The following is a 22626-nucleotide window of genomic DNA, read 5'->3' as shown; positions in this document are numbered from 1 at the left end:
ATGGGCAGACTGGACGACTTTTTCGGCAAAGAACTCGGGCGTCGTAGGGTCTGGCGGTTTTTCCTGATCGCGACCCTGATTTATGTCATTCCGCTGATCCTCGCGGACTATCCCTACATCGATGACAACTGGCGCTCGCTGTCGGCGGGTACCGCCTGGGCGGGGCAGGGGCGGTTGTTCACCGAGCTGTTCTACAACCTGCTGACGTTCAGCGATGCCGCGCCGAACATCTTTCCGTTGCCGCTGTTGATTGCCACGCTGGCCATGGCCTCGGCGTTGACCAGCCTGACATTCCATTACTACCCGCAGCCGACGATATCCTGCTGCCTGGTGCTGTTGCCGCTCTGGTACAACCCGTTTTTTTTGCAGAATTTGTCTTATCAATACGACGGGCCGGCCAATGCCTTGAGTCTGGTGGCAGTGATCTACGCGATCACTTTTCGTCATCCCTCGCGCATTCTGCAATGGCTGGTGCCGGCCTTTTTGATTGCGCTGGCGCTGGGGCTCTATCAGGTGAGCCTGAATGTGTTTCTGGGCCTGTGTTGCCTGGAATTGCTCAGGGGCGCGAATGACAAGTGGACCTGGCCGCAGTGGTACGAATTGATCGGCTGGAAAATCGCGCAGGCAGGGCTCGGCGGGTTGATCTACAGCGTCACGGCTTATCCGTACATGCATCACGATCGCGCCTTGTTGCTGAACTGGGCAGCGGAGCCTTTGTTGCAAGTTGAAATCAACATCGGCCGCGTGCTGGAAAAAGTCGCGCTGCTGTTTCACGGTGGATTCACTTGGGTGTTCGCCGTGCTGCTGTTGTGTGCCCTTGTGGGTGGCGCACAGTTAGCCCGTAGCGTGATGGAACGCCATGACACCGGGCTGAGAAAAATCGTGATGGGCCTGGTGTGTGTGCTGACAGTGCCGGTCGTGACTTTATTGGTGTCGGGTGCTGCGCTGTTTTTCCGCGACTTCAATGAAGGCGCCAGAACCTTGATGGGTTTTGCGGTCTTGTTGGTGCTGTTGTTCTATTTGAGCCATCTGACACTGGCGTCGATTCATGAGCGGCTGACGCTGCTGTTGGCGGTGCCTCTGCTGGCCATGCTTTCGTTGTCTTACGCCTATGGCCGCGTGCTGACGGTGCAGAACACCTTTGCATCCAGCGCGTTGTTTTCCCTGGGGCATGACATTGCGGCCCATCGGCAACTCCACGAGGCCAAGCGCATTTACCTGTCGGTGAATTATTCCGATCACTGGCTGGTGGCGGCCGCGGGCTCGTTCAAGCAGATGCCGGTCTTGCATTATCTGCTGAACATCAACTTCTTCATGCTGGCTGAAAACCTGCCGAAGGCGGGCATCACCAACGTGGAGGTGGAGAGGGAACGGCGTAACGCGACCCTGATGGGTTACCAGGGTTATCCGCCGTTGGTGGAGAGCAAGTTCTATCGCATCTATCTGCTGGGCGATTACGGTTTTATCGTCATGAAAGAGCCGACCCCGGTCACCACGCTGCAGTGGTGAGCCTGGTGATTACCTCTTCGATCCCTCCCGAAAGTTTTCCATCCCGGATGGCCGACAGGGCAGGTCTGGTGGCGGTGATCGTCCTCGCGTTGTTCGCAAGGATTCACTCCATCACCGTGCCGGTCATCTGGTACGACGAGGCCTACAGCCTGCTGCTGGCCGAGGGCGCGCCTGCGTATATCTGGGCTACAACGGCGCGGGATGTTCATCCGCCGCTTTACTATGTCTTGCTGCATTTCTGGATGTTGCTGTTCGGTAATGGTGCTTTGGCTGCACGGTCGCTGAGCGCACTGGCCGATGTCGGCACGCTGTTGCTGTGCATTAAATTGATGAGTCTGATGACAGCGCGAAAGGCGACCTGGATAGCGGCAGTGTTGTTGGCATTGCTACCGATATCGGTGCGTTACAGCCAGGAAGTGCGAATGTACACCTTGCTCGGCTTCTGGCTGATGGGCGCGACCGTGGCGCTGGTGTGCTGGATCAAGGCACCGGATCAAAAGCGTTATCCTGTTTTTTACGTGCTGTTGATGACGGCTGCTTTCTACACGCATTACTTCGCCGCGCTGTGCGTTTTGGTGCATTGGCTTTGTTGGTGGCAAGTGCGAGATGGCGGTCGGTCCACGGCAATACCGATTCGTGCCTGGGTGGTGGCCAACAGCGCAATCGTTGTGTTGTACCTGCCGTGGATGCCTTTTTTCATCGATCAATTGCTGCGAATGGACGGGCTCGAGTGGATACCGCCGCTCACCTGGGGAGCCGTGCTGACCTTCGTTTGGCAGCTGGTGATGATGGGGGATTCGACCAGTTATTCATCTTTATGGCGTGTGTTGCCCTCGGTGTTTATCGTCGTTTGCGCCGCTGCGGTGCTGCTCAAGGCACGCCATGAGCGACCTTTCAGCGTCTTGCTGGTGAGCTATTTTTTTGTGCCGGTGCTCATCGTTTTTCTGGTGTCGCTGATCGTTCCGGTATTCAACGCCAGATACCTGGTGTTTGCTGCCGCCGCGTTACCCCTTATCGTTGCGCTCGCACTGGACACATGGAGCCAACGCCACGTCGTTCTTGCCGCTGTCGCCATGGCGTTGGTTTTATTGGCAGAAGTACACGGGCTTTCAGCGGTCTATGCACAAACGGATGAGATGAACGGGACAAGCATTCGCAAAGACGCAAGGCTGGACGCCGTGGTCGAAGGTCTTGGTCGCGAAGCCCGTCCGGGTGACGAAATCATCGTGGATAACCTGTATTGGTACTTGCCGTTCATGTACTACAACTCGACCGGTATTCAGCCGAGGTTATATGTGTTCAAACCACCGACAGGCACCCTTTGGGGAACCGCCGAATACGGTGGTTGGGCACTCATTCCCCGTCATTTGCGTTCGATTCTCTTCGACGATTTTTCAACCTTGAAACTGAATGCCAGGAGGATCTGGTGGGTAACGGGCTACGCGCGTCCTGAACATGACGCATTATTTCCCAAGCAGTGGAGACAAGTGCTGACGCTAAAGGAAGGGGACAGCGAAGCTCGTCTATTCATTCTCGACGCAGCACCAACCCCCCTTGAGGTTGACGTCAGAACGCATCCATCAGCACAACAATACAATCCCTCGCCTGGTAACCGTTGATCTGCGGCACCAGACGCCGAAAATGCTCAGACTGGCAATGAGCATCCAGCGCCGCCTTATTCGGCCATTGTTCAACGAAGATAAAGTGCCCGGGGTCTTTTTGATCGATGAACAGGTCGTAAGCAATGCAATCAGGTTCCAGTCGAGTCTTCTCGACCAGTTCGGCGTACCACGGGCGAACGGTTTCAATGTATTCGGGTTTGATGAAATCTTGAGCGATTACTTTAAGCAAGGTGTCCTTCCTTGGTGTTAAACCCACCTCCCGATGAGGTTGACGTTCAAACAATGGTTACGCGGCAGGCATTCTGCGCCTGGAGAAAAATCGAAAACAACCCGGATTGAGATTAATCCCTTGCTCGTCTGCTCAGACAGCCATTTTCGATTGCCGTACCGGCAACTCAACCCGAAAGGTGCTGCCCACCCCGACTTCGCTACGCACCGAAATATCGCCCTGGTGTTTTTTCACGATGCCATAGGACAGGGACAACCCGAGCCCCGTCCCCTGGCCCACCGGTTTGGTGGTGTAGAACGGGTCGAATATTTTCTGCAGGTTGTCCGGTTCGATGCCGATTCCCGTGTCCGCGACCTCGATCGATACCGTTTCACCTTCAAGCCCGGTGCGTAGCGTGATGGTGCCCCGTTCCGGCCCCATCGCCTGAGATGCGTTGACGATCAGGTTCATGATCACCTGATTGATTTGCGACGGCAGGCATTCAATGTCGGGCAGCTGTTGAAACTCCTTCACCACATCAGCCTTGTACTTGAGTTCATTGGCGACGATGTTCAGGGTCGACTCGATGCCTTGTTGCAGATTAGTCCACTGCCATTCCTGATTGGAGTCCACGCGGGAGAAGTCCTTCAGGTCTTTGACGATCTGCCCGACGCGGCCGATGCCCTCCTTGGACTCCTTGATCAGCAGCGGAATATCTTCGCGCAGAAAGTCCAGCTCCACCCGTTCACGTAATTGACCGAGACGGTCAATGACTTCGCTTGAGCCAATGGCTTTTTCCGCCTCCCGATAGGCATCAAGCATTTCCTGCAGTTGCTTGAAGTAGCCATCGAGGGCGCCGAGGTTGGAGGAAATGAAGCCGATGGGATTATTGATTTCATGGGCGACGCCCGCCGCCAGTTGCCCCAGCGAGGCGAGTTTTTCCGACTGCACCAGTTGGCTTTCCAGTTGTTTGCGCTCGTCGATTTCCCGCTGCAACGCCTCGCTGGCCTGCTTGAACTGGTCCGTGCGCTGATCCACCAGATGCTCCAGATGGCTCATCTGAATAGACGCCCGCTCGGTCATTTCCCATTTGGTGAGCAGGGTATTGGCCATCTGCTGGACTTCAATGTTGTCGAACGGCTTTTTCAGAATCAGCAGGCGGTCGTGGGCGTGCAAGCGTTCCAGCAGTTCATCCCAGGAATAGTCGGAATAGGCGGTACACACTACAACTTGCAGCTGCGGGTCTTGCTGCCACAGGTGTTCGATAGTTTGCGCACCGTCCCAGCCCTCGGGCATGCGCATGTCGACGAAGGCCAGCGCGTAGGGGCGGTTTTCCTGTAATGCCTGGATGAGTTTGCCCAGACCCTCCTGACCACCATAGGCAGAGTCCAGTTCGAACAAGGCGCTGGCGGACTTCACTTCGCTGCCGAACAGCGCGGCCTCCATTTCGTCCAGCTCTACATGCTGCGCCGATGTCGGGGTGAGGATTTTGCGAAAGTCTTCATGGATGGACGGCGTGTCGTCGATCAGCAGAATGCGTCGGTTCGAAAGTTCGCTCATGCTTCCTCCATGACCGGTTTCAACGGGATCTGCAACGTGAACAGTGCACCTTTGCCCGGTCCATCGCTGTGGGCGGTGAGATGGCCGTTCATCTCGATGGCGGCCAGGGCACAGCTGTGCAGGCCGAAGCCGTGGCCTTCCTTGCGGGTGGTAAAACCGTGGGCAAAGATCCGCGTCATGTTCTCTGGCTCGATGCCTTCGCCGTCATCCTTGACGCTGATTTGCAGGATCGTGTCCTCGACGACTTTTACCCCGAGGATCATTTGCCGCGGGCGATTGCTGAGGTCGGTCATGGCGTACTTGGCGTTGCTGATCAGGTTGATCAGGATCAGCAACAACCGGTGTTTGTCGCCCATGATTTGCGGTACATCGCCATACTCCTTGACCACCGTGACGTGATGGCGGGTCAGGGCGCCGGCGTTCATCCGCAAGGCGTCTTCCAGCAATTCGCTGATGTGCAGCGGTTCCATCAGGCTGTTGGCGCCTGCGTAGGACTGCTGAGTGGCAACGATGTCTTTGATGTGGTCGACGCTTTTGCTCAGTTGCGCGAGTTCGTCCGTCATGCCTTGTTGTTCAAGGGCAATGGCATCCACCAGTTGGTTCAGGTAACCGGGCAGCAGTTTTCCCTTCTCATCCTGGGTCAGGAAGGCACCCAGGTCGTCTTGATGCGCGTTGATCAGTTGCATCGCCTTGCCCAATCCCTGGGCCTTGCTGCCACGCAGCTTGCGGGTGACCAGGTCGGCCGAGATGTTCACGCTGTTGAGCACGTTGCCAACGTTGTGCAGTACGTTAGTGGCGATTTCAGCCATGCCGGCCTGACGCGCGGTGTCGAGCAGTTCGCTCTGGGTATCCTTGAGTTCGCGGGTGCGCTCTTCGACGCGTTGTTCGAGGACGTCGTTGGCGGTTTGCAGTTCCTTGTTGACCCGGTTGGTCTCCCCGAAGCTGCGCATCAAGCGGATTGCCAGGTACACCAGCACCAATACCAGCAGCGTCGAAAACACCAGCATGTAGAAGTGGTAGCGCCGGTTGGCTTCATCGGTTTGCTGTTGATCCTGGTTCAGCAGACTGGTGATGTCGTCCAGCCGTTCGGCCACAGGAACGGCTTCGATGTTTTCCAGCAGCCGGTTGACCACGGGTTGTTCGCGCAGGATCAGCGCGATGTGATTGCTCAGAACATCGATCGGGCTATGAAACTGCTCCGGTAATCGCTCCTTGTTCACCCCCAGTTTGTTCAGCCCGACCAGGATGTCGGCCGCTCTGTCGTCGGAGGTGACCTGGGCGAACTCCAGACTGCTGAGCAGCAAGTCGTAGGTGTCGGTGGCAATGTTCTGTAGTTGCAGTTTGTCTTCGTCGAGCAGCCGGGTAAGCGGTTCCTGGATGTCGTCTTCGGCGGTGGGCAAAAACGCCAGTGAGTTGCGCAGCACCGCATTGTGGGATTTGAACTGCTCCACCAGCCGGGTTTTTTCCTGGATGGCGGCGTGGTAAGCATCATGGCTGGCACGCCAGGTCGGCGAGTCATTGCGGCCATGATTGGACTCCATGGTCTCGAACCGCTCCCACAGGTGTGTTATCTCGGTCAGCGGTGCCACCAGCGGATCGTAATTGTGGCTGATGGCGATTCGGGACTTGAGAATCTCGGTTTCCCACTGTGCGTTGAACTGTTTGATCCGGCCGATCAGATCCCGGGACTCGGCGTAAGTCGAGGTCTGGTCGGAGCTTGACTTGAGGTACAGAAACAGCAGTGTCGAGGCCAACAACAAGGCCACGCCACTGAGCAACATCAGGTTGCGACGGTGGTACGTTTTCATAAGGATTTGCCTCCCCACTCACCGGTCAGGGTCTTGAGGAATTTGATGATCAAGGTCTTGTCCTGGTCGGAAGGCACGCGCCCCAGCTGGAACTTGAACATCACGTCTACCGCTTCTTCGAGCGTCTTGGCCGAGCCGTCGTGAAAGTACGGCGCGGTCACGGCGACATTGCGCAGGCTCGGAACCTTGAACACGTTGCGGTCCTCTTCAGCCTTGGTGACCAGATAGCGGCCCAGATCGGCTTCGGTGGGGTTGCCCCGCACCTGGAAGTAATCGCCCATGACCCCGAACTTCTGGAACATGTTGCCGCCGATGTTTACCCCTTGATGGCAAGCGATGCAGCCGTAGTCCTTGAAGCGTTGGTAACCGTACTTCTCGTCGATCGTCAGAATCTCGGTATTGCCCAGCAGGTATTGGTCGAAACGCGAGTTGGCGCTGATCAGCGTGCGCTCATAGGTGGCCAGGGCATTTTGCACATTGCTCATCGTCACGCCGTCCGGGTAGGCCTTGGCGAAAGCGCTTTTGTAAGCCGGGTCGGCGGTCAGTGTCTGAACGACATGCTCCCAATGACTGCCCATTTCGCTGGGGCTCTGCACCACTTCGTGGGCTTGCGTTTCCAGGGTATCGGCGCGGCCGTTCCAGAATTGCCGGAAATTCAGACTTGAGTTGAAGACGCTGGGAGTGTTGATCGTCAGAGGATCGCCTTTGAAGCCGATAGACAATGCTTTGTCGTCGGCGCCTCCGATTTCCAGGCGATGGCAACTGGCGCAGGACAGGCTGTTGTTGACCGACAGGCGTGGCTCGTTGAACAACCGGCGACCGAGTTCAACTTGCAAGGGATTCTGTTGGGGCACTGCGGGCAAGGGTTTGAGTGGCTCGTCCAGAGGTGCGCCGTTGGCTATCAGGCAACATCCGAGTAGAGGCGCAAGAAGCAGGTAGTAGAAGGAGCGCGACATCTTATTACTCCTTGGCGCAGGGCCCTGGGTGTCGTTGCACATTGTTCATGGCGCAGCGGATGGAGCGGACTGCACAGACGTCAGGTATTGCACGAAGGCATCCGGTTCCACAGCTTTGCTGAAGTAATAACCCTGGCCTTCCTCGCACTGGAGGGCCTTGAGAAAATTCAGTTGCTCAAGGGTTTCCACCCCTTCGGCAATGACGGTCAGTTTGAGGCTCTTGCCCAGGCTGATGATGGCGCTGACCAGGGCTGCGTCATTGCTGTCACGGCTCAGGCCACGAATGAATGACTGGTCGATTTTCAACACATCGATGGGAAACCGTTGCAGGTAACTCAGGCTGGAATAACCGGTGCCAAAGTCATCGATGGCCAGCCGTACGCCCAATGCCTTGAGTCGATTCAGCGCGACCATCGTGGCATCGATATTCTGCATCAATACGCCTTCGGTAATTTCCAGCTCCAGCAAGGTGGGGTCCATACCGGTTTGCTTGAGTATCTGCTCTACACCTTCGACAAAGTCCCGCTGGCGGAAATCGATGGCCGACACGTTCACCGACATGCAGAGTTTCGGCAGGCCTTTCGCCTGCCAGGCGCGGGCTTGTTGACAGGCCTGGGCCAGCACCCATTTGCTCAACGGTACGATCAAGCCGCTGTCCTCGGCCACACCGATGAAATCAGTCGGGTAAACCCAGCCTTGTCCCGGCTTTTGCCAGCGGATCAATGCCTCGGCGCCGACCACCTTGCCGCTGCCCAGGTCAAGTTTGGGCTGGTAGTGCAGGACAAATTCATTGCGTTCCAGCGCCAGGCGAATACCCGACTCGATACTCTGCTGTTCCCGGGCGCGCTGGTTCATCTCATCGATGAAAAAGCTGAAATCGTTCGGGCCGCTGTCCTTGACGTTGCGCATGGCGGTCTCGGCTTTTTTGATCAGTGCGATGGCATCGAAACCGTCCTCAGGGTAGATGCTGATGCCCAGGCTGGCCGTCACGCTCAGGTCATGGCCGCCGATGTGTTGAGGTGTGCGTATGGCGTTCAGGAGCTTTTCGGCGATGCCCTTGGTCTGTTGGGGGTGGTGGATGTCAGCCAGGATCACCACAAACTCATCGGAGCCATAACGAAACACCGAGTCGGACGCGCGCACGCAGGCCACCAGGTTGTGCCCGACACGTTTGAGCATCTCGTCACCGGTCGGGTGACCCAAGGCATTGTTGATACGTTTGAAACGATCGAGCCCCAGAAACATCACGGCCAGTTGTTTGTCATGGCGTCGTGACAGGGCCAGTGACTGGTTCAGCCGGTCGCCCAGCAAGGTGCTGTTGGGCAACTCGGTCAATACGTCGTACTGCAACAAGTGCGATACCTTGAGCAGCTCGTGGACCCGGGCCTCGATGGTTTGCTCCAGGGTCAGCACTTTCATGGCCGCGTCCTGCGCCATCTGCCACTTCCAGGTCAGGGCGCTGGCCATCTGGCGGATTTCCAGGCTGTCGAAAGGTTTTTTCAGCACCAGCAACTGATCGCCGAATTCCAGTCGTTCGGCCATGGCTTCCCAGGTGTAATCGGAGAAGGCCGTGCACAGCGCGATTTGCAGGTGAGGATCAGCCTTCCAGAGCTGTTCGATGGTTTCCAGACCGTCCCAGCCGGGGGGCATGCGCATGTCGGTGAACGCCATGGCGTAAGGGCGACCTTGAGCCTGGGCATGCTTGACCAGTTCGAGCGCTTCCTGGCCCTGATAGGCCGAGTCGAGCTGGAATATCAGCCGAGTAGATTGCTGGCTGCCGAACAGCGCTGCTTCTGTGCCGGCGAGGGTTTGTTCGTCGTTGGTATCCGGTCCGAGAATCTTGCGAAAGTCCTGATGGATCGAAGGCGTGTCGTCGATGATCAGAATGCGCCGGTTAGCCTGGGCGAACGGAGTTTTCATTCCTTGTCCTCCATGGCTCGCCGCGGGTCGTCGGGCGTCGCTCCGGTTCCGTGGCTGGCATGCACGATGCTCCCGGCCTTCAGCAACTCGGCGGCCTGTTGGCTGCTGACCGCTTGGCTGAAGTAGTGACCCTGGGCGTTCATCGGTGAGCCGGTGGCCATCAGCGAAGTGCGTTGCTCCTGGGTTTCGACGCCCTCGGCGATAATGCCGATCCCTACTTCCCGGGCGAAGTTGATGATGGCGCGCAAGGTGGTTGCACTGGCCGGGTCGCGTGCGGCCATGTCGATGAAGGTCTGGGCGAGTTTCAGGTGATTGACCTGATAAGTCTTGAGGTAATCGAACGAGGAGTATTCGGTGCCGAAGTCGTCGATGGCGATTTTTACCCCCAGCTCACGCAGGCGCGGCAGTACGTCGTTGTGCGTCCACTTGGTCTGGGCCAGGGTCGCTTCGGTGACATCGAAGCGCAGGTCCCACGGGCACAATTCCCAGCGCGCGGTGGTGCGCAACACGTCATAGATCAGCTCGGGACCGCTCTTGAGCTGAGCCAGGGATAGTTTTATCGCCACCACCGGGGGCGCCATGCCTTCGTCACGCCACTGGCGCATTTGCCGACAGGCACGCTCCAGCACCCAGTGACCGAGGGCGATGATGGTGCCGGTCTTTTCCGCCGCGGGCAGAAACGCCTGGGCTTCCAGCAACCCGCGCTGAGGGTGGTTCCAGCTGACCTGCGCTTCCATGCCGAGGATCTTGCCAGTGCTCAGGTCTACTTCCGGCCAATAACGCAGTTCGAGTTCGTCGTGTTCGATGGCGGTTTTCAAGTCGTTGGCGATGGTCATGCGCTCAACCACTTCCTGATTGATCTCATCGGAGTGGAAGTGGTACTGGTTGCGGCCCTTTTCCTTGGAGCGATACAGCGCCATGTCGGCTTGGGTCAACAGGCTGTCGGCGCTGAAGCTGACCGGCGCGTAGCTGCTGATGCCGATGCTGACCGAGACCCGGACATCATTGCCGGCCAGGGAGTAGGGCAGCACCAGTGCATCGCGGACCTTGGCGGCCAGGGCCGCTGATTGGGTCGGATCGCCGACATCCAGTTGCAGTATCGCGAACTCGTCGCCACCCAGGCGGGCAACCACATCGTTTTCGCGCACGCAGTTTTTGATGCGCCTGGCGACCTCCTGCAACAACAGGTCGCCCACCGGGTGGCCCAGGGTGTCGTTGATGCGTTTGAAGTGATCCAGGTCCAGGTAAAACATGGCGAAGGGTGTGGCCCCGCGCCGGGCGGCGGCGAATGCCTGGTGCAGCCGTTCGATCAGCGTCGCGCGGTTGGCCAGCCCGGTCAGCCCGTCGGTGCGGGCCAACAGGGCGATTTTTTCCTCGGCCAGTTTGCGTTCGGTGACATCGATGATGATGCCTTCGACTTCCAGCAAGCGGCCTTCATCGTCACGCACCGGGATATAGCGGTTTTCGACCCAGCGCCAGTCGCCGTCGCCGGTGCGCATCCGGAATTCGATGGAAGCACCTGCCGCATGGCGGTCCAGCACCCGGGCCATGGCCGTATCGACTTTTGATTGATCGTCGGGATGGATCAGCTCCTGCGCCCAGTTGGAGGACGCTACCAGGGCCGCCGCAACGTGGCCGTATTTGGTGATGTTGTGGGAGATGTACATCAACGGAAACGACGGTTCGCCTCGCAGCCGATACAGAATGGTCGGGCTGTTCTGCACGATGATGTTAGCGTCGGACAGCTCCCGGGTGCGCTCTTCGACCGCGAGCTCCAGCAAGGACATTTTCAGCGCCGCGTCTTCGGTCATTTGCCACTTGGCGGTCAATGCGCTGGCCATCTGGCGAATTTCGATGGCATCGAAAGGCTTTTTCAGGATAAGCAGGCGATCGCCCAGCTCCAGACGCTCGGCGATGTCTTCCCAGGAATAGTCGGAATACGCGGTGCAGAGCGCCACCTGCAGCTTGGGATCGACTTGCCACAAGCGTTCGATGGTTTCCAGACCGTCCCAGCCCGGTGGCATGCGCATATCGATGAAGGCCATCGCGTAGGGCGAGTCATTCGCCAGCGCGGTCTCGACCTTGTCCAGCGCTTCGCGGCCCTGAAATGCGGAATCAATGACGAAACTTTGCAACGATACCGACGCAGGGGTACCGAACAGGGCGTTTTCGGCGCTGATCAGGCTGTCGTCTTCGATCGATGGCGGGCTGAGAATCTTGGCGAAATCCTCATGGATCGACGCCGTGTCATCGACGATGAGAATCCGACGATTAATGCGCGCAAGCAGCGTATTCACTGACATGCGCCTGTACCGACAGCAGGTTGGTGCAATGAGCTCATAGAGGGTATCCCTTCCCTGATCGCTGGATGGCGCGAGTATCGTTCTGGATCCGAGTGACCTGAGCATAGTCGCCCGGCCGGCACTTCGCCCGGTTGACTGAAACGAATCATTTCCTGGGTCGGGCTGAAAATCATCTAGCCTGTAGGTCAGGCGAGGGGAACGTCAGGATGTTGGCCCCCACACGCGCGGCAAAGACACCCGTTTGACTTGAGGTAATGCCATGGAAGAGCAACTCCCCACGACTGTGACCGATAAACCCAAGTTATTGCTGGTCGACGATGAGGAGTCGATTCTCAACAGTCTGCGCCGCCTGCTGCGCGGTCAGCCTTACGAGGTACTGCTGGCCACCAGCGGTGCCCAGGCCTTGGAGATCATGGCCCAGCAGCCGATCGATCTGGTGATGACTGATGCGCGCATGCCTAATATGGACGGCGCCACGCTGCTGGCTCACGTCCACCAGCGCTATCCCGACACCACCCGGATCATGCTGACCGGTTATGCCGATCCGTCGGCCATTATCAAAGCCATCAATGAAGGGCAGATTCATCGTTACATCAGCAAACCCTGGCACGATGAGGAAATGCTGCTGATGCTGCGACAATCACTTGCCTATCAGCATTCCGAGCGTGAGCGCTTGCGTCTGGTGCAAGAGACGTGGGATCAGAACGAGAAACTGAAGCAGCTCAACGCCACCCTGGAAAAGCACGTCGCGGCCCGCACCAGCGAGCTGCAACAGACCGCCGACATGCTGGACCTGGCCTACGAAGAGCTCAAACGCAGCTATGTCACCGGCACCGAAGTGTTTTCGTTGCTGGCCAACCTGCGCCTGCCGCCCACCAAACAGACCAACCGGCAGATCATTGAACTGGTGCGGGTGTACTGCAAACTCCATGGCCTGGACGAAGGCACCAGTCGTGACCTGACCATGGCAGCGGCGCTCTACAACATCGGCAAGTTGAGCTGGACCGACAGCATGATGGGCACGCCCTCGGACCTGCTGCATCACAATGACCGCGAGCGCTATCGGGGTTATCCGAAGCAGAGTGAGTCGCTGCTGATGACGCTCGACCCAATGAAGGATGCCGCTCGGCTGATCCTGCATCACCAGGAACGTTGGGACGGCAGCGGTTTTCCAGATCGGCTCAAGGGCGAAACGATTCCGTTCGGTTCACGGTTGCTGAAACTGGCGGTGGATTTCATTGAGTTGCAGCGCGGGCTGATCCTCGAACGGCAGATGAACAGTGACGAAGCCCTTGTCTATATCCGCCAATACGCCGGTCGCCTCTACGACCCGGAATTGGTGGAGGATTTCATTCAGGTCTGCGCCACTTATCTGAGTGACGTGACGCTGGCCGATCCGACGGTCAAGGTGCTGGCCACCCGGGATTTGGTGGCGGGCATGATCCTGGCGCGCAATCTCAATGCCGACAACGGCATGTTGTTGCTCAATGCCGGCAAGGTGTTGAATGGGCCACTGGTGGAGAAGTTGATCGCTTTCGAGGCGATGGAAAGTGCCAAGTACAGCATTTTTGTGAAAGTGCCAGAGGAAGTGGAGGGCGCGCTTCTCGAGACGAGTTGAGTTTTCCAGACTTTGCACTGATCAACGGCTGGAGGCTGTGTGATGCCCGGTAAGTCAAGACGCATAACCTGTGGGAGCGTGGCTTCCCCGCGAAGAACGATGACGCGTAATACCTGAAAAACTGCGGCGCATTCTTCGCGGGCAAGCCCGCTCCCACAGGGTTCTCGGTGAATGCTTTTTTCGGCGTGACGAAGAACCGGCGCTCATGTGATCCTTGCGGCTTTTACCCAAGGCCTATCACGATCCATGACGCTTTCATCCGCCGCTTCGCCCCGCCTCATCCGCATTGCCGCTGCCCTGCTGATCGGCCCCGACGGCCGAACCCTGCTGGTGCGCAAGCGCGGGACCCAGGCGTTCATGCAGCCGGGGGGCAAGATCGAGGCCCATGAGCAACCGGTCCATGCCCTCGCCCGTGAGCTGGAAGAGGAACTGGGGCTGGTCATCGATCCGGCGCATGCCGCCTACCTGGGGCAATTCTCGGCACCGGCCGCCAATGAGCCGGGTTATGTCGTACAGGCCGAACTCTTTCAGCTGACCATCGATTCACACGTTTGCCCGGCGGCGGAGATTGAAGAGGTGCGCTGGATCGATCCGGCCACTGACGGCGAAATCACGCTGGCGCCATTGACACGGGACCTGATCTTGCCGTTTTATCGAGCCTCACTGATTGAAACTGCCTGATCGTCCAAGGACGGAGGATGCCCATGATCCCACTTCAAGATTTGCTGATTTTTGCCGCCGCGGCGTTGCTGATGGTGCTCACGCCCGGGCCGAACATGATCTACCTGATCTCTCGTTCTATCTGCCAGGGGCGCAAGGCCGGAGTGACTTCGTTGCTCGGCGTGGTCGCGGGGTTTTTAGTGCACCTGTTCGCGGCCGCCGCGGGTTTGACCGCGGTATTCCTGGCCGTGCCGGTGGCCTATGAAGTATTGAAGTGGGCCGGTGCGCTGTACCTGTTATGGCTGGCCTGGCAGGCAGTCAAGCCCGGTGCGCGTTCGCCGTTCGAGGCGCAGCAGTTGCCGGCGGATTCGTCGCGCAAGTTGATCACCATGGGCTTTCTCACCAGCGCCCTGAACCCGAAAATTGCGGTGTTTTATCTGTCGGTGTTTCCACAGTTCATTACCCCTGAGCACGGTTCGGTGTTCACCCAGAGCATCATCCTTGGCCTGACCCAGATCAGCGTGAGCTTCAGCGTCAACTTGCTGATCGCGCTGTTCGCCGCGGGCATCGCGTCCTGGTTCGTCAACAATCCGAACTGGCTGGCGATGCAGCGTTACTTCATGGGCTTCGTGCTATCCGGGCTGGCGGTGCGCTTGATGCTTGAGCAGCGGCGAGCGGCCTGAAGATGTGGATTCAACGGCTTGATGCCAGCCATGCCCTGGATTACCGGGCGTTGATGCTTGAGGCCTATGACTTGCATCCCCAGGCATTCACTTCCAGCGTGCGCGAGCGCGCCGTGATGCCGCTGAATTGGTGGGAGTCGCGCCTGACCAGCAAGCTGGACGTAGTGTTCGGGGCATTCGAGAAGGGTGAACTGGCAGGCATCGTCGGCCTGGCGTTCGAACCTCGGGAAAAGGCTCGACACAAGGCGACGTTGTTTGGCATGTACGTTTCAGGGGCGGTTCGGCAGCGCGGGCTCGGTTATCAACTGGTTCAGGCCGCGTTGGCTGAAGCGCAGACCCATCAGGGGCTGCGGCTGATCCAGTTGACTGTCACCGCCGGCAATGAAGCTGCCTTCAAGCTGTATCAGCGTTGCGGCTTCGTGCAGTTCGGCCTGGAACCATTGGCGGTGCGGGTCGGCGAAGACTACTTCGACAAGATCCATATGTGGCGCGAGCTCACCGCTGAATCTTTGGCATAAGGGCTGTTGTGGCGAGGGAGCTTGCTCCCGCTGGGCTGCGAAGCGGCCCCAAAACCTGCAATCGCATGTTTCAGACACTCTGCATACACCGGTTTTACGACTGCTTCGCAGCCGAACGGGAGCAAGCTCCCTCGCCACAATTTCGAGTACTACTGAATACCAAGACCTGTCGCTGCTCGCTCCTACACAGGGGATCTGCAGTGATCCCATTTTTTGTGAACCCCACAGTAATCGATGTCGTTCACAAGTTTTCTGGTCAAAGTAGATATTTGTGGGAGCAGGTTTGCCCGCGATGAGGCCTGAACAATCACCCTTCAACTTTGATCAGAGTCGACAGGTTTTCAGCGAACTGCACTAACCCCATCCAGCGTCGAAAACGACGTGTCCTTGGCCGTCAGCAAAAAATCGCGCATGTACGGCGCATCGAGCATATCGGCGCGAATCCCGGCATATAGCGTCGCAAATAAACCTTTCTCGCCAAGCCGCTTGGCCTTCACGTAACCCCGTGAGCTGTACTCATGCAGCGCCCAGTGGGGCATGCCACAGACGCCGCGACCGCTGGCCACCAGTTGCATCATCATCACCGTCAGTTCCGACGTGCGCACCTGCGCCGGTTCGATGTCTGCCGGCTCGAGGAAACGCGTGAAAATGTCCAGCCGATCACGCTCCACCGGGTAGGTGATCAAGGTTTCCGTGAGCAGATCTTCGGGCACGATGTATGGCTTGCTCGCCAAGCGGTGCTGATTAGCCACTGCGAGCATGGCCTCATAGGTGAACAACGGCACGTAAGTGATCCCGACCAGTTCCAGTGGGTCGGAGGTCACCACCAGGTCCAGGTCGCCTCGGGCCAGCGCGGGCAGCGGGGCGAAGGAGAAACCCGAGGCCAGGTCCAGCTCGACTTCCGGCCAGGCATCGCGGAATTGGTCGATGGTTGGCATCAGCCACTGAAAGCAACTGTGGCACTCGATCGCCATGTGCAAACGCCCCGCAGTACCGCCGGCCAGCCGCGCAATGTCACGCTCGGCGCCGCGCAGTAGCGGCAGGGTGGCGTCGGCCAGTTGCAGCAGGCGCAAGCCGGCACTGGTGAAGCGCACCGGTTTGGTCTTGCGCACGAACAGTGGCATGCCCATGCGTTCTTCCAGTTCCTTGAACTGGTGGGACAGCGCCGACTGGGTCAGGTGCAGGCGGTCGGCCGCATCCACCAGGCTGTCGGCTTCGCGCAAGGCGTGCAGGGTTTTCAGGTGACGGATTTCAAGCACCGGGGGCTCCATGAGGAAAACTTGTGATCAACACGAAAAGGTTGAGTTTGTCTCATGTTGGGTGGGCTGTCGACAATAGCAGCATCTTATACAGGGAGGAATCTCACCATGGCCTTGGCCCACACGCTTGGTTTTCCGCGCATCGGCGCCGACCGCGAACTGAAAAAAGCCCTCGAATCCTACTGGAAGGGCGATCTTGACCAGGACGCATTGAAAAGCGTCGGCCGCCAATTGCGCGCCACTCACTGGCAATTGCAGAAAGACGCCGGCATCGACCTGCTGCCGGTGGGCGACTTCGCCTGGTACGACCAGGTACTGACTCATTCTCTGACCTTCGGTGTCATCCCCGAGCGTTTCGACAGTGCCAAGGATTCCCGTGGCCTGCCGACACTCGACACCCTGTTCGCCATGGCCCGTGGTGCTACCGCGGCTTGCTGCGGCGGTGAACACACCAAAGCGCAATACGCTCAGGAACTGACCAAGTGGTTCGACACCAACTACCACTACCTGGTCCCGGAATTCAGCGCTGATCAACAGTTCAAATTGAGCTGGGAACAGCTGTTCGATGAAGTCGATGAAGCCAAAGCCCTGGGCCATAACGTCAAACCAGTGATCATCGGCCCGTTGACTTATCTGTGGCTGGGCAAGACCAAAGGCAACGATTTCGACAGGCTGGATCTGCTGGAGCGCCTGCTGCCGATCTACGGCGAAATCCTCGGTCGCCTCGCTGCCCAAGGCGTGGAGTGGGTGCAGATCGATGAACCGATCCTCACCCTCGACCTGCCACAAGCCTGGAAAAATGCCTTCGAGCGCGCTTATCACATCCTCCAATATTCGCCGCTGAAAAAACTCGTGGCGACTTACTTCAGTGGCCTGGAAGACAACCTCGGCCTGGCGGTCGGCCTGCCGGTGCAAGGCTTGCACATCGACGCGGTGCGCGCACCGGATCAGCTTGGCCAGATTTTGGATCGTCTGCCGACCTACAAGATTCTTTCGGTGGGCCTGGTTAACGGCCGCAACGTCTGGCGCTGCGAGCTGGAGCAAGTTCTCGCGCAACTGCAGCCGGCCCAGGAGCGTTTTGGCGATAACTTGTGGGTCAGCAGTTCCTGCTCGCTGCTGCACAGCCCGGTGGACCTGGACCGTGAAGACAAACTCGACCCGGAACTGAAAAGCTGGCTGGCGTTTGCCGTGCAGAAGTGTGGTGAAATCGCCGTGCTGCGTGATGCCCTCAACGACCCGCAAGCGCCAAAAGTGCAAGCCGCCCTGGCTGAAAGCCGCGCCATTGCGGCCAGTCGCGCCCAGTCGCCGCGTATTCACAAAGCGGACGTTCAAGCCCGAATCAACGCCATCGGCGCGGCGGACAGCCAACGTCATTCACCCTTTGCCAAACGTATCGAACAACAACAGGCACGGCTGAAACTGCCGGCGTTCCCCACCACCACCATCGGCTCGTTCCCGCAGACCGGAGCAATCCGTCTGGCGCGGCAGGCCTTCAAGCAAGGCAAACTGTCGGCCAACGACTACACCGATGCCATGCACAGTGAAATCCGCCACGCCGTGCAAATCCAGGAACGCCTGGGGTTGGACGTACTGGTGCACGGTGAAGCCGAGCGCAACGACATGGTCGAGTACTTCGCCGAGCAACTGGACGGTTACCTGTTCACCCGGTTTGGCTGGGTCCAGAGCTACGGTTCGCGCTGCGTCAAACCGGCGATCATTTATGGCGACCTGAGCCGTCCGAAGCCGATGACGGTCGACTGGATCACCTATGCCCAGAGCCTGACCGACAAGGTTATGAAGGGCATGCTCACCGGTCCCGTGACCATGCTGATGTGGTCGTTCCCGCGCGAAGACGTCTCGCGCAAAATTCAGGCGCAGCAACTGGCCCTGGCCTTGCGCGATGAAGTGGTGGACCTGGAAAACGCCGGCATCAAAATCGTCCAGATCGACGAAGCCGCCTTCCGCGAAGGGCTGCCGCTACGCCGGGCGCAATGGCAGGAATACCTCGATTGGGCGGTGGAAGCCTTCCGCCTGAGTGCATCGGGCGTGCGCGACGAAACCCAGATTCACACCCACATGTGCTACAGCGAATTCAATGACGTGATCCAGTCCATCGCCGCCATGGACGCCGACGTGATCACCATCGAAACCTCACGTTCGGACATGGAATTGCTGGAGGCCTTCGAAGCGTTCGACTACCCGAATGATATTGGCCCGGGCGTCTACGACATCCACTCGCCACGGGTGCCGGACACGGCCGAGATGGTGAAGTTGATGAGTAAAGCGGTGAAGCGGATTCCGGCCGAGCGCTTGTGGGTCAATCCCGATTGTGGGTTGAAGACTCGCGCATGGCCGGAGACTGAGGCGGCGCTGGTGAACATGGTTGCTGCGGCGCGGCAGTTGCGCAGTCAGTTGGCTTAATTCTGCGGCGCCTGATCTGGCGCCTTCGCGGGCAAGCCCGCTCCCACAGGGTAGGGGCCTAACACAGATTTTGTGTACGGCATCAATCCTGTGGGAGCGAGCTTGCTCGCGATGCAGGCGACTCGGTCTCGGACATTACCGTTCAGCACTCTTCATCAAACTGTCACGTAACTGTGGCAGCGCGCTTGAACAAACTTCATCAGACTCGCGCTCTACTGGAGTTCTGCGTTTCGGTGTTTTTCATGCGTGCACGATTTTTATCCACAGCGGTCTTTCTGGCCGCTGTGTTGTTCAATTTTCCGTCTCTCGCGGCATCTCGGTGTGATGTCAATGTTCCGACCGAACGGGTCGATCTGGAGCAGGTGAGCCTGGCGTACCAGAGCATTGGCCGTGCCTCGGACCCGGCGTTGTTGTTGGTGATGGGCCTGGGCGGGCAGTTGATTCACTGGCCGGACGAGGTGGTGGTCGCGTTGTGTCAGCAGGGTTTTCGGGTGATTCGCTATGACAATCGCGATGTGGGTCTCTCGACTTGGCGGCAGACACCTGTCGACGCCAACCTGACCTTCGAAGTGCTGCGTTACAAGCTCGGTTTGCCAGTGTCCGCGCCTTATACGCTGACCGACATGGCGGACGATGCTTTTGGACTGATGGATGCCTTGCACGTCGAGCAATTCCACGTACTGGGCGCGAGCATGGGCGGGATGATCGCCCAGCATATGGCGGCCATGGCTCCGCAACGGGTCGAGAGCCTGACGTTGCTGATGACCAGCTCGGGTGCCGAAGGTTTGCCGGCGCCGAGTGCGGCGCTGGTGCAGTTACTCGCGCGACGTGGCGCGCCGAATCGCGAGATGGCGCTGGAGCAACAGGCCGATTTGCTGGCGGCGCTGGGTAGCCCGGCGGTGAGTGATGACCGGCAGGCGTTGTTACTACAGGCGGCGCAATCCTATGACCGGGCATTCAACCCGGAGGGCGTGAAGCGTCAGATCATGGCGATCCTCGCCGAGCGGAGCCGGGTGGCGCTGCTCAATCAATTGCGGGTGCCGACGCTGGTGGTGCACGGCACTGCCGATCCGTTGCTGCCGGTAATGCATGGTGTGCATTTGGCGGCGCACATTCGTGGCAGCCAATTGAAGCTGATTCCGGGGTTGGCTCATCGTTTTCAAGAGGCGTTCAAGGCGCCGTTGTTGGCGGCGGTGTTGCCGTATTTGCAGGCCCACCGCGAAGACACCTCACACTGGGCACAAATCGATCCAGTGGCCGAACACAATCTTCTGTAACACCCCAATCCAATTGTGTGAGCGGGCTCTTGTGGCGAGGGAGCTTGCTCCCGCTGGGCTGCGAAGCAGCCCCAATCCTGCACAGGCTGCTGAGTCTCAGGTAATCCGCATTGACCTGTTTACGACTGCTGCGCAGCCGAACGGGGGCAAGCCCCCTCGCCACAAAAGCGCCTCAATTACAGTGGTGGCTGGTTTACGTTGGAACGAAGTTATCAAGCATCCGGTTCACCGCCAGTTCACCCAACATGACGGAGTTCTGGATGCCGAGCACGGTGTTGCGCTGCGGGCCGTTCAGCATCCCCGCGAAATCACTCAACATCACGCTCGCCGCCGCCAGCGATTCGCAGGCGTTGACCAGCAGGGTTTCGTTATCGGCGTCGGGGGCGACGGAGTAAAGGGTGCTGGGTTTGCGTGGGGTGTCTTTGGGAATGACCGGTTTGAGGTAGTAATCGAGGGCGCGGTCGGCGGCTTCGTTGAGCTTTTTGGAGTTTGGGGTTTCGTAGGGGGAAACGTCGTCGGTTTCCGGTGGGTTCGGCGTAATCTTAAACGTGGGTATTCTTCCTAATAGTAGAGCTGCAACCCGTCTCGCTACTAAACGGAAGGGTGGCAGCTGTGCGCAAGTTAGTAGACCGGTAAGATCACCCAAAAACCCGGCGCGCCCGAGGGCGCCATGCGCACAGCTACCATCAAGCGCAGGTCGAAACCTGACTGGATGACACTTGTGCAACCGTGGATAAACTTAGCCGGGCTACTAAACCCGATCACTGGGAATCAGTGATACGAACCAAGTTACCGACAGGCCTCCAGGCGCACAAGCCGGCGGATTCTGACGTGGTTGTAGGCGATGACGCAAGGCGCTGTAGCTTTCAGGAAGTAACGCTAAACAGAACTAAACACGCTCTCCCAAACACCCCAAAACCTGTGGGAGCGGCGGTGCGACGATTCGACTTGCCCGCGATGGCGGCGTGTCAGTCACCGCAGATGTCGTCTTGAGCACCGTCATCACGGGCAAGCCCGGCTCCCACAGGGATAGTGGAACGGCTGCCACACGGGCTCAGCCTTCGGGTGTATCGTTCAAACTTTCCGGCGCTACCCAAGCCTGCGAGGTGTGTGATGAGTCCCCCCCTGAAAATCGATTTCGTCAGCGACGTGTCCTGCCCCTGGTGCGCCGTCGGTCTGTATAGCCTGACCCGTGCCCTGGATTTGCTCGGCGACGAAGTCCTGGCCGAGATCCGTTTCCAGCCGTTCGAACTGAACCCGAAGATGAGCCCCGAAGGCCAGAACATCACCGAGCACATCAGCGAAAAGTACGGCTCGACGCCTGAGCAATCGCAAAAGAATCGCGAAATGATCCGCGCGCGTGGCGCCGAGGTGGGTTTTGCCTTTCGCACGGACGGCAACAGCCGTATCTACAACACTTTCGATGCTCACCGCTTGCTGCATTGGGCGGGGTTGCAAGGGTTGCAGTTCAACCTGAAAGACGCACTGTTCAAGGCGTATTTCACCGAGGGAGGCAATCCCTCCGATCACGGGCAATTGGCGCAGATCGCTGAAAGCGTGGGGCTGGACCGGCAGCGGGCCGAGGCGATTCTGGCGTCCGATGAATTCGCCAAAGAGGTTCGCGAAGAAGAACAGTTGTGGTTGTCGCGCGGGGTGAGTTCGGTGCCGACGGTGGTGTTCAACGGGCAGTACGCCGTCAGTGGCGGGCAGCCGGTGGAGACGTTTGTTGGCGCGATTCGCCAGATCATGAGTGAAGCCAAGGGCGGGACGGTGAGCTGATTTGTGGCGAGGGAGCTTGCTCCCGCTGGGCTGCGCAGCAGCCCCAATAACAACGAACTGCTTCCGTCAGGCACACCGAGCACACCGGTTTTGCGGCTGCTGCGCAGCCGAGCGGGAGCAAGCTCCCTCGCCACAGTTCACAGTTCACAAGTCACAAGTCACAAGTCACAGAATACAAGGGTGGATGGTCAGCCGTGCAGGCGCACCCACACGCTGACCAACACCGTCGCCGCCATCAACCACGCCACCGCGGCCACCGCCAGCGAAGCCTCCAGCCGCATCCGGTCGACCATCACATACAACGTCGCCAGGTAGACGAAGTACGGAATGATCGACCACATGCCAAACACGATGGTGGTTTTCAGATCATCCAGCGAACGCCCCTTGCCGACGATGTAATGAGCGATCAGCGCAAAAGTCGGAAACAGCGGCACCAGGCCGGCGATGTAATAGTTTTTGGTCTTGGCCAGCATGGCGAGAATCACCACCACCGCCGCGCCCAGGGTGGCTTTGAAAATCAGGTCC

General features: G+C 58.6%; 18 protein-coding genes. 9 read left to right on the top strand and 9 right to left on the bottom strand.

The window, feature by feature from the left end:
* Both ACZ3HH_RS08525 and ACZ3HH_RS08520 read left to right on the top strand, forming a co-directional pair.
* The gene (locus ACZ3HH_RS08525; RefSeq protein ID WP_465803972.1) at positions 1-1509 is read left to right on the top strand and encodes a glucosyltransferase domain-containing protein; all 1509 of its coding nucleotides are present in this window, start codon (positions 1-3) and stop codon (positions 1507-1509) included.
* A gap of 47 nt (positions 1510-1556) precedes the next feature.
* A complete protein-coding gene (locus tag ACZ3HH_RS08520) occupies positions 1557-3128 on the top strand; it encodes a glycosyltransferase family 39 protein (RefSeq protein WP_465804052.1) in 1572 nt (523 codons plus the stop codon).
* On the opposite strand, the gene ACZ3HH_RS08515 is transcribed toward ACZ3HH_RS08520, so the two are convergent.
* From ACZ3HH_RS08515 to ACZ3HH_RS08490, 6 genes are all read right to left on the bottom strand, one after another.
* A complete protein-coding gene (locus tag ACZ3HH_RS08515; RefSeq protein WP_030129588.1) occupies positions 3076-3360 on the bottom strand; it encodes a putative quinol monooxygenase in 285 nt (94 codons plus the stop codon). The two genes, ACZ3HH_RS08520 and ACZ3HH_RS08515, sit on opposite strands and share 53 nt — an antisense overlap.
* Positions 3361-3492: 132 nt before the next feature.
* On the bottom strand, positions 3493-4899 hold the full coding sequence (locus ACZ3HH_RS08510; protein ID WP_465803969.1) for an ATP-binding protein: 1407 nt from the start codon (positions 4897-4899) through the stop codon (positions 3493-3495).
* Positions 4896-6707 carry a DAHL domain-containing protein gene (locus ACZ3HH_RS08505; protein WP_465803967.1) on the bottom strand — a complete coding sequence of 604 codons (1812 nt, stop codon included), beginning with the start codon at positions 6705-6707 and terminating at the stop codon, positions 4896-4898. Before ACZ3HH_RS08505 ends, ACZ3HH_RS08510 begins: the two co-directional genes overlap by 4 nt.
* Entirely contained in the window at positions 6704-7663 is a 960-nt protein-coding gene (locus ACZ3HH_RS08500) for a cytochrome-c peroxidase (protein WP_465803965.1), read from the bottom strand. The genes ACZ3HH_RS08505 and ACZ3HH_RS08500 overlap by 4 nt, the downstream gene beginning before the upstream one ends.
* Positions 7664-7708: 45 nt before the next feature.
* Complete coding sequence (locus ACZ3HH_RS08495; protein WP_465803964.1) at positions 7709-9583, bottom strand: putative bifunctional diguanylate cyclase/phosphodiesterase; 1875 nt, start codon at positions 9581-9583, stop codon at positions 7709-7711.
* Positions 9580-11886, bottom strand: coding sequence for an EAL domain-containing protein (locus tag ACZ3HH_RS08490; protein ID WP_465803962.1), 2307 nt, complete (start codon positions 11884-11886; stop codon positions 9580-9582). The genes ACZ3HH_RS08495 and ACZ3HH_RS08490 overlap by 4 nt, the downstream gene beginning before the upstream one ends.
* Before the next feature lie 259 nt (positions 11887-12145).
* On the opposite strand from ACZ3HH_RS08490, the gene nosR reads away from it, so the two are divergent.
* The 4 genes from nosR (at position 12146) to ACZ3HH_RS08470 (ending at position 15365) form a co-directional block, all read left to right on the top strand.
* Positions 12146-13504, top strand: a complete 1359-nt coding sequence (gene nosR / locus ACZ3HH_RS08485) for a response regulator c-di-GMP phosphodiesterase, NosR family (protein WP_465803960.1) — start codon at positions 12146-12148, stop codon at positions 13502-13504.
* A gap of 246 nt (positions 13505-13750) precedes the next feature.
* Positions 13751-14185: an NUDIX hydrolase gene (locus tag ACZ3HH_RS08480; RefSeq protein WP_030129595.1), complete on the top strand. Its 435-nt coding sequence runs from the start codon at positions 13751-13753 to the stop codon at positions 14183-14185.
* 23 nt (positions 14186-14208) lie between these two features.
* On the top strand, positions 14209-14847 hold the full coding sequence (locus ACZ3HH_RS08475) for a LysE family translocator (protein ID WP_030129596.1): 639 nt from the start codon (positions 14209-14211) through the stop codon (positions 14845-14847).
* A 2-nt stretch (positions 14848-14849) separates the two neighbouring features.
* Positions 14850-15365, top strand: a complete 516-nt coding sequence (locus ACZ3HH_RS08470; protein ID WP_465803958.1) for a GNAT family N-acetyltransferase — start codon at positions 14850-14852, stop codon at positions 15363-15365.
* A 341-nt stretch (positions 15366-15706) separates the two neighbouring features.
* Here ACZ3HH_RS08470 and metR read toward each other — a convergent pair whose 3' ends face one another.
* Complete coding sequence (gene metR, locus ACZ3HH_RS08465) at positions 15707-16624, bottom strand: transcriptional regulator MetR (protein WP_007898547.1); 918 nt, start codon at positions 16622-16624, stop codon at positions 15707-15709.
* Positions 16625-16732: 108 nt separating this feature from the next.
* Between metR and metE the strand changes: the two genes are divergently transcribed.
* Together metE and ACZ3HH_RS08455 are read left to right on the top strand one after the other, a co-directional pair.
* The gene (gene metE, locus ACZ3HH_RS08460) at positions 16733-19045 is read left to right on the top strand and encodes a 5-methyltetrahydropteroyltriglutamate--homocysteine S-methyltransferase (RefSeq protein WP_465803957.1); all 2313 of its coding nucleotides are present in this window, start codon (positions 16733-16735) and stop codon (positions 19043-19045) included.
* Between the two features lie 242 nt (positions 19046-19287).
* Entirely contained in the window at positions 19288-20322 is a 1035-nt protein-coding gene (locus ACZ3HH_RS08455; RefSeq protein WP_465803956.1) for an alpha/beta fold hydrolase, read from the top strand.
* A 193-nt stretch (positions 20323-20515) separates the two neighbouring features.
* Here the strand turns inward: ACZ3HH_RS08455 and ACZ3HH_RS08450 are convergent, their stop codons facing one another.
* Positions 20516-20878 carry a DUF6124 family protein gene (locus ACZ3HH_RS08450; RefSeq protein ID WP_465804050.1) on the bottom strand — a complete coding sequence of 121 codons (363 nt, stop codon included), beginning with the start codon at positions 20876-20878 and terminating at the stop codon, positions 20516-20518.
* Positions 20879-21435: 557 nt separating this feature from the next.
* Between ACZ3HH_RS08450 and ACZ3HH_RS08445 the strand changes: the two genes are divergently transcribed.
* A complete protein-coding gene (locus ACZ3HH_RS08445; RefSeq protein ID WP_465803954.1) occupies positions 21436-22101 on the top strand; it encodes a DsbA family oxidoreductase in 666 nt (221 codons plus the stop codon).
* 188 nt (positions 22102-22289) lie between these two features.
* Here the strand turns inward: ACZ3HH_RS08445 and ACZ3HH_RS08440 are convergent, their stop codons facing one another.
* A complete protein-coding gene (locus tag ACZ3HH_RS08440) occupies positions 22290-22619 on the bottom strand; it encodes a GlpM family protein (RefSeq protein ID WP_176466865.1) in 330 nt (109 codons plus the stop codon).
* Positions 22620-22626: the final 7 nt, after the last annotated feature.

The sequence above is a fragment of the Pseudomonas sp. PME37.24/025 genome (assembly GCF_055556615.1).
Note: the sequence above shows the minus strand (reverse complement) of the source record. Positions and strands in the feature narration are given on the sequence as shown.

Bases quoted from the DNA above. Each gene is read 5' to 3' on its own strand.
- ACZ3HH_RS08525 (WP_465803972.1), top strand. From the start codon at position 1: ATGGGCAGACTGGACGACTTTTTCGGCAAAGAACTCGGGCGTCGTAGG.
- ACZ3HH_RS08520 (WP_465804052.1), top strand. From the start codon at position 1,557: ATGGCCGACAGGGCAGGTCTGGTGGCGGTGATCGTCCTCGCGTTGTTC.
- ACZ3HH_RS08510 (WP_465803969.1), bottom strand. From the start codon at position 4,899: ATGAGCGAACTTTCGAACCGACGCATTCTGCTGATCGACGACACGCCG.
- ACZ3HH_RS08505 (WP_465803967.1), bottom strand. From the start codon at position 6,707: ATGAAAACGTACCACCGTCGCAACCTGATGTTGCTCAGTGGCGTGGCC.
- ACZ3HH_RS08500 (WP_465803965.1), bottom strand. From the start codon at position 7,663: ATGTCGCGCTCCTTCTACTACCTGCTTCTTGCGCCTCTACTCGGATGT.
- ACZ3HH_RS08495 (WP_465803964.1), bottom strand. From the start codon at position 9,583: ATGAAAACTCCGTTCGCCCAGGCTAACCGGCGCATTCTGATCATCGAC.
- ACZ3HH_RS08490 (WP_465803962.1), bottom strand. From the start codon at position 11,886: ATGTCAGTGAATACGCTGCTTGCGCGCATTAATCGTCGGATTCTCATC.
- nosR (WP_465803960.1), top strand. From the start codon at position 12,146: ATGGAAGAGCAACTCCCCACGACTGTGACCGATAAACCCAAGTTATTG.
- ACZ3HH_RS08480 (WP_030129595.1), top strand. From the start codon at position 13,751: ATGACGCTTTCATCCGCCGCTTCGCCCCGCCTCATCCGCATTGCCGCT.
- ACZ3HH_RS08475 (WP_030129596.1), top strand. From the start codon at position 14,209: ATGATCCCACTTCAAGATTTGCTGATTTTTGCCGCCGCGGCGTTGCTG.
- ACZ3HH_RS08470 (WP_465803958.1), top strand. From the start codon at position 14,850: ATGTGGATTCAACGGCTTGATGCCAGCCATGCCCTGGATTACCGGGCG.
- metE (WP_465803957.1), top strand. From the start codon at position 16,733: ATGGCCTTGGCCCACACGCTTGGTTTTCCGCGCATCGGCGCCGACCGC.
- ACZ3HH_RS08455 (WP_465803956.1), top strand. From the start codon at position 19,288: ATGCGTGCACGATTTTTATCCACAGCGGTCTTTCTGGCCGCTGTGTTG.
- ACZ3HH_RS08445 (WP_465803954.1), top strand. From the start codon at position 21,436: ATGAGTCCCCCCCTGAAAATCGATTTCGTCAGCGACGTGTCCTGCCCC.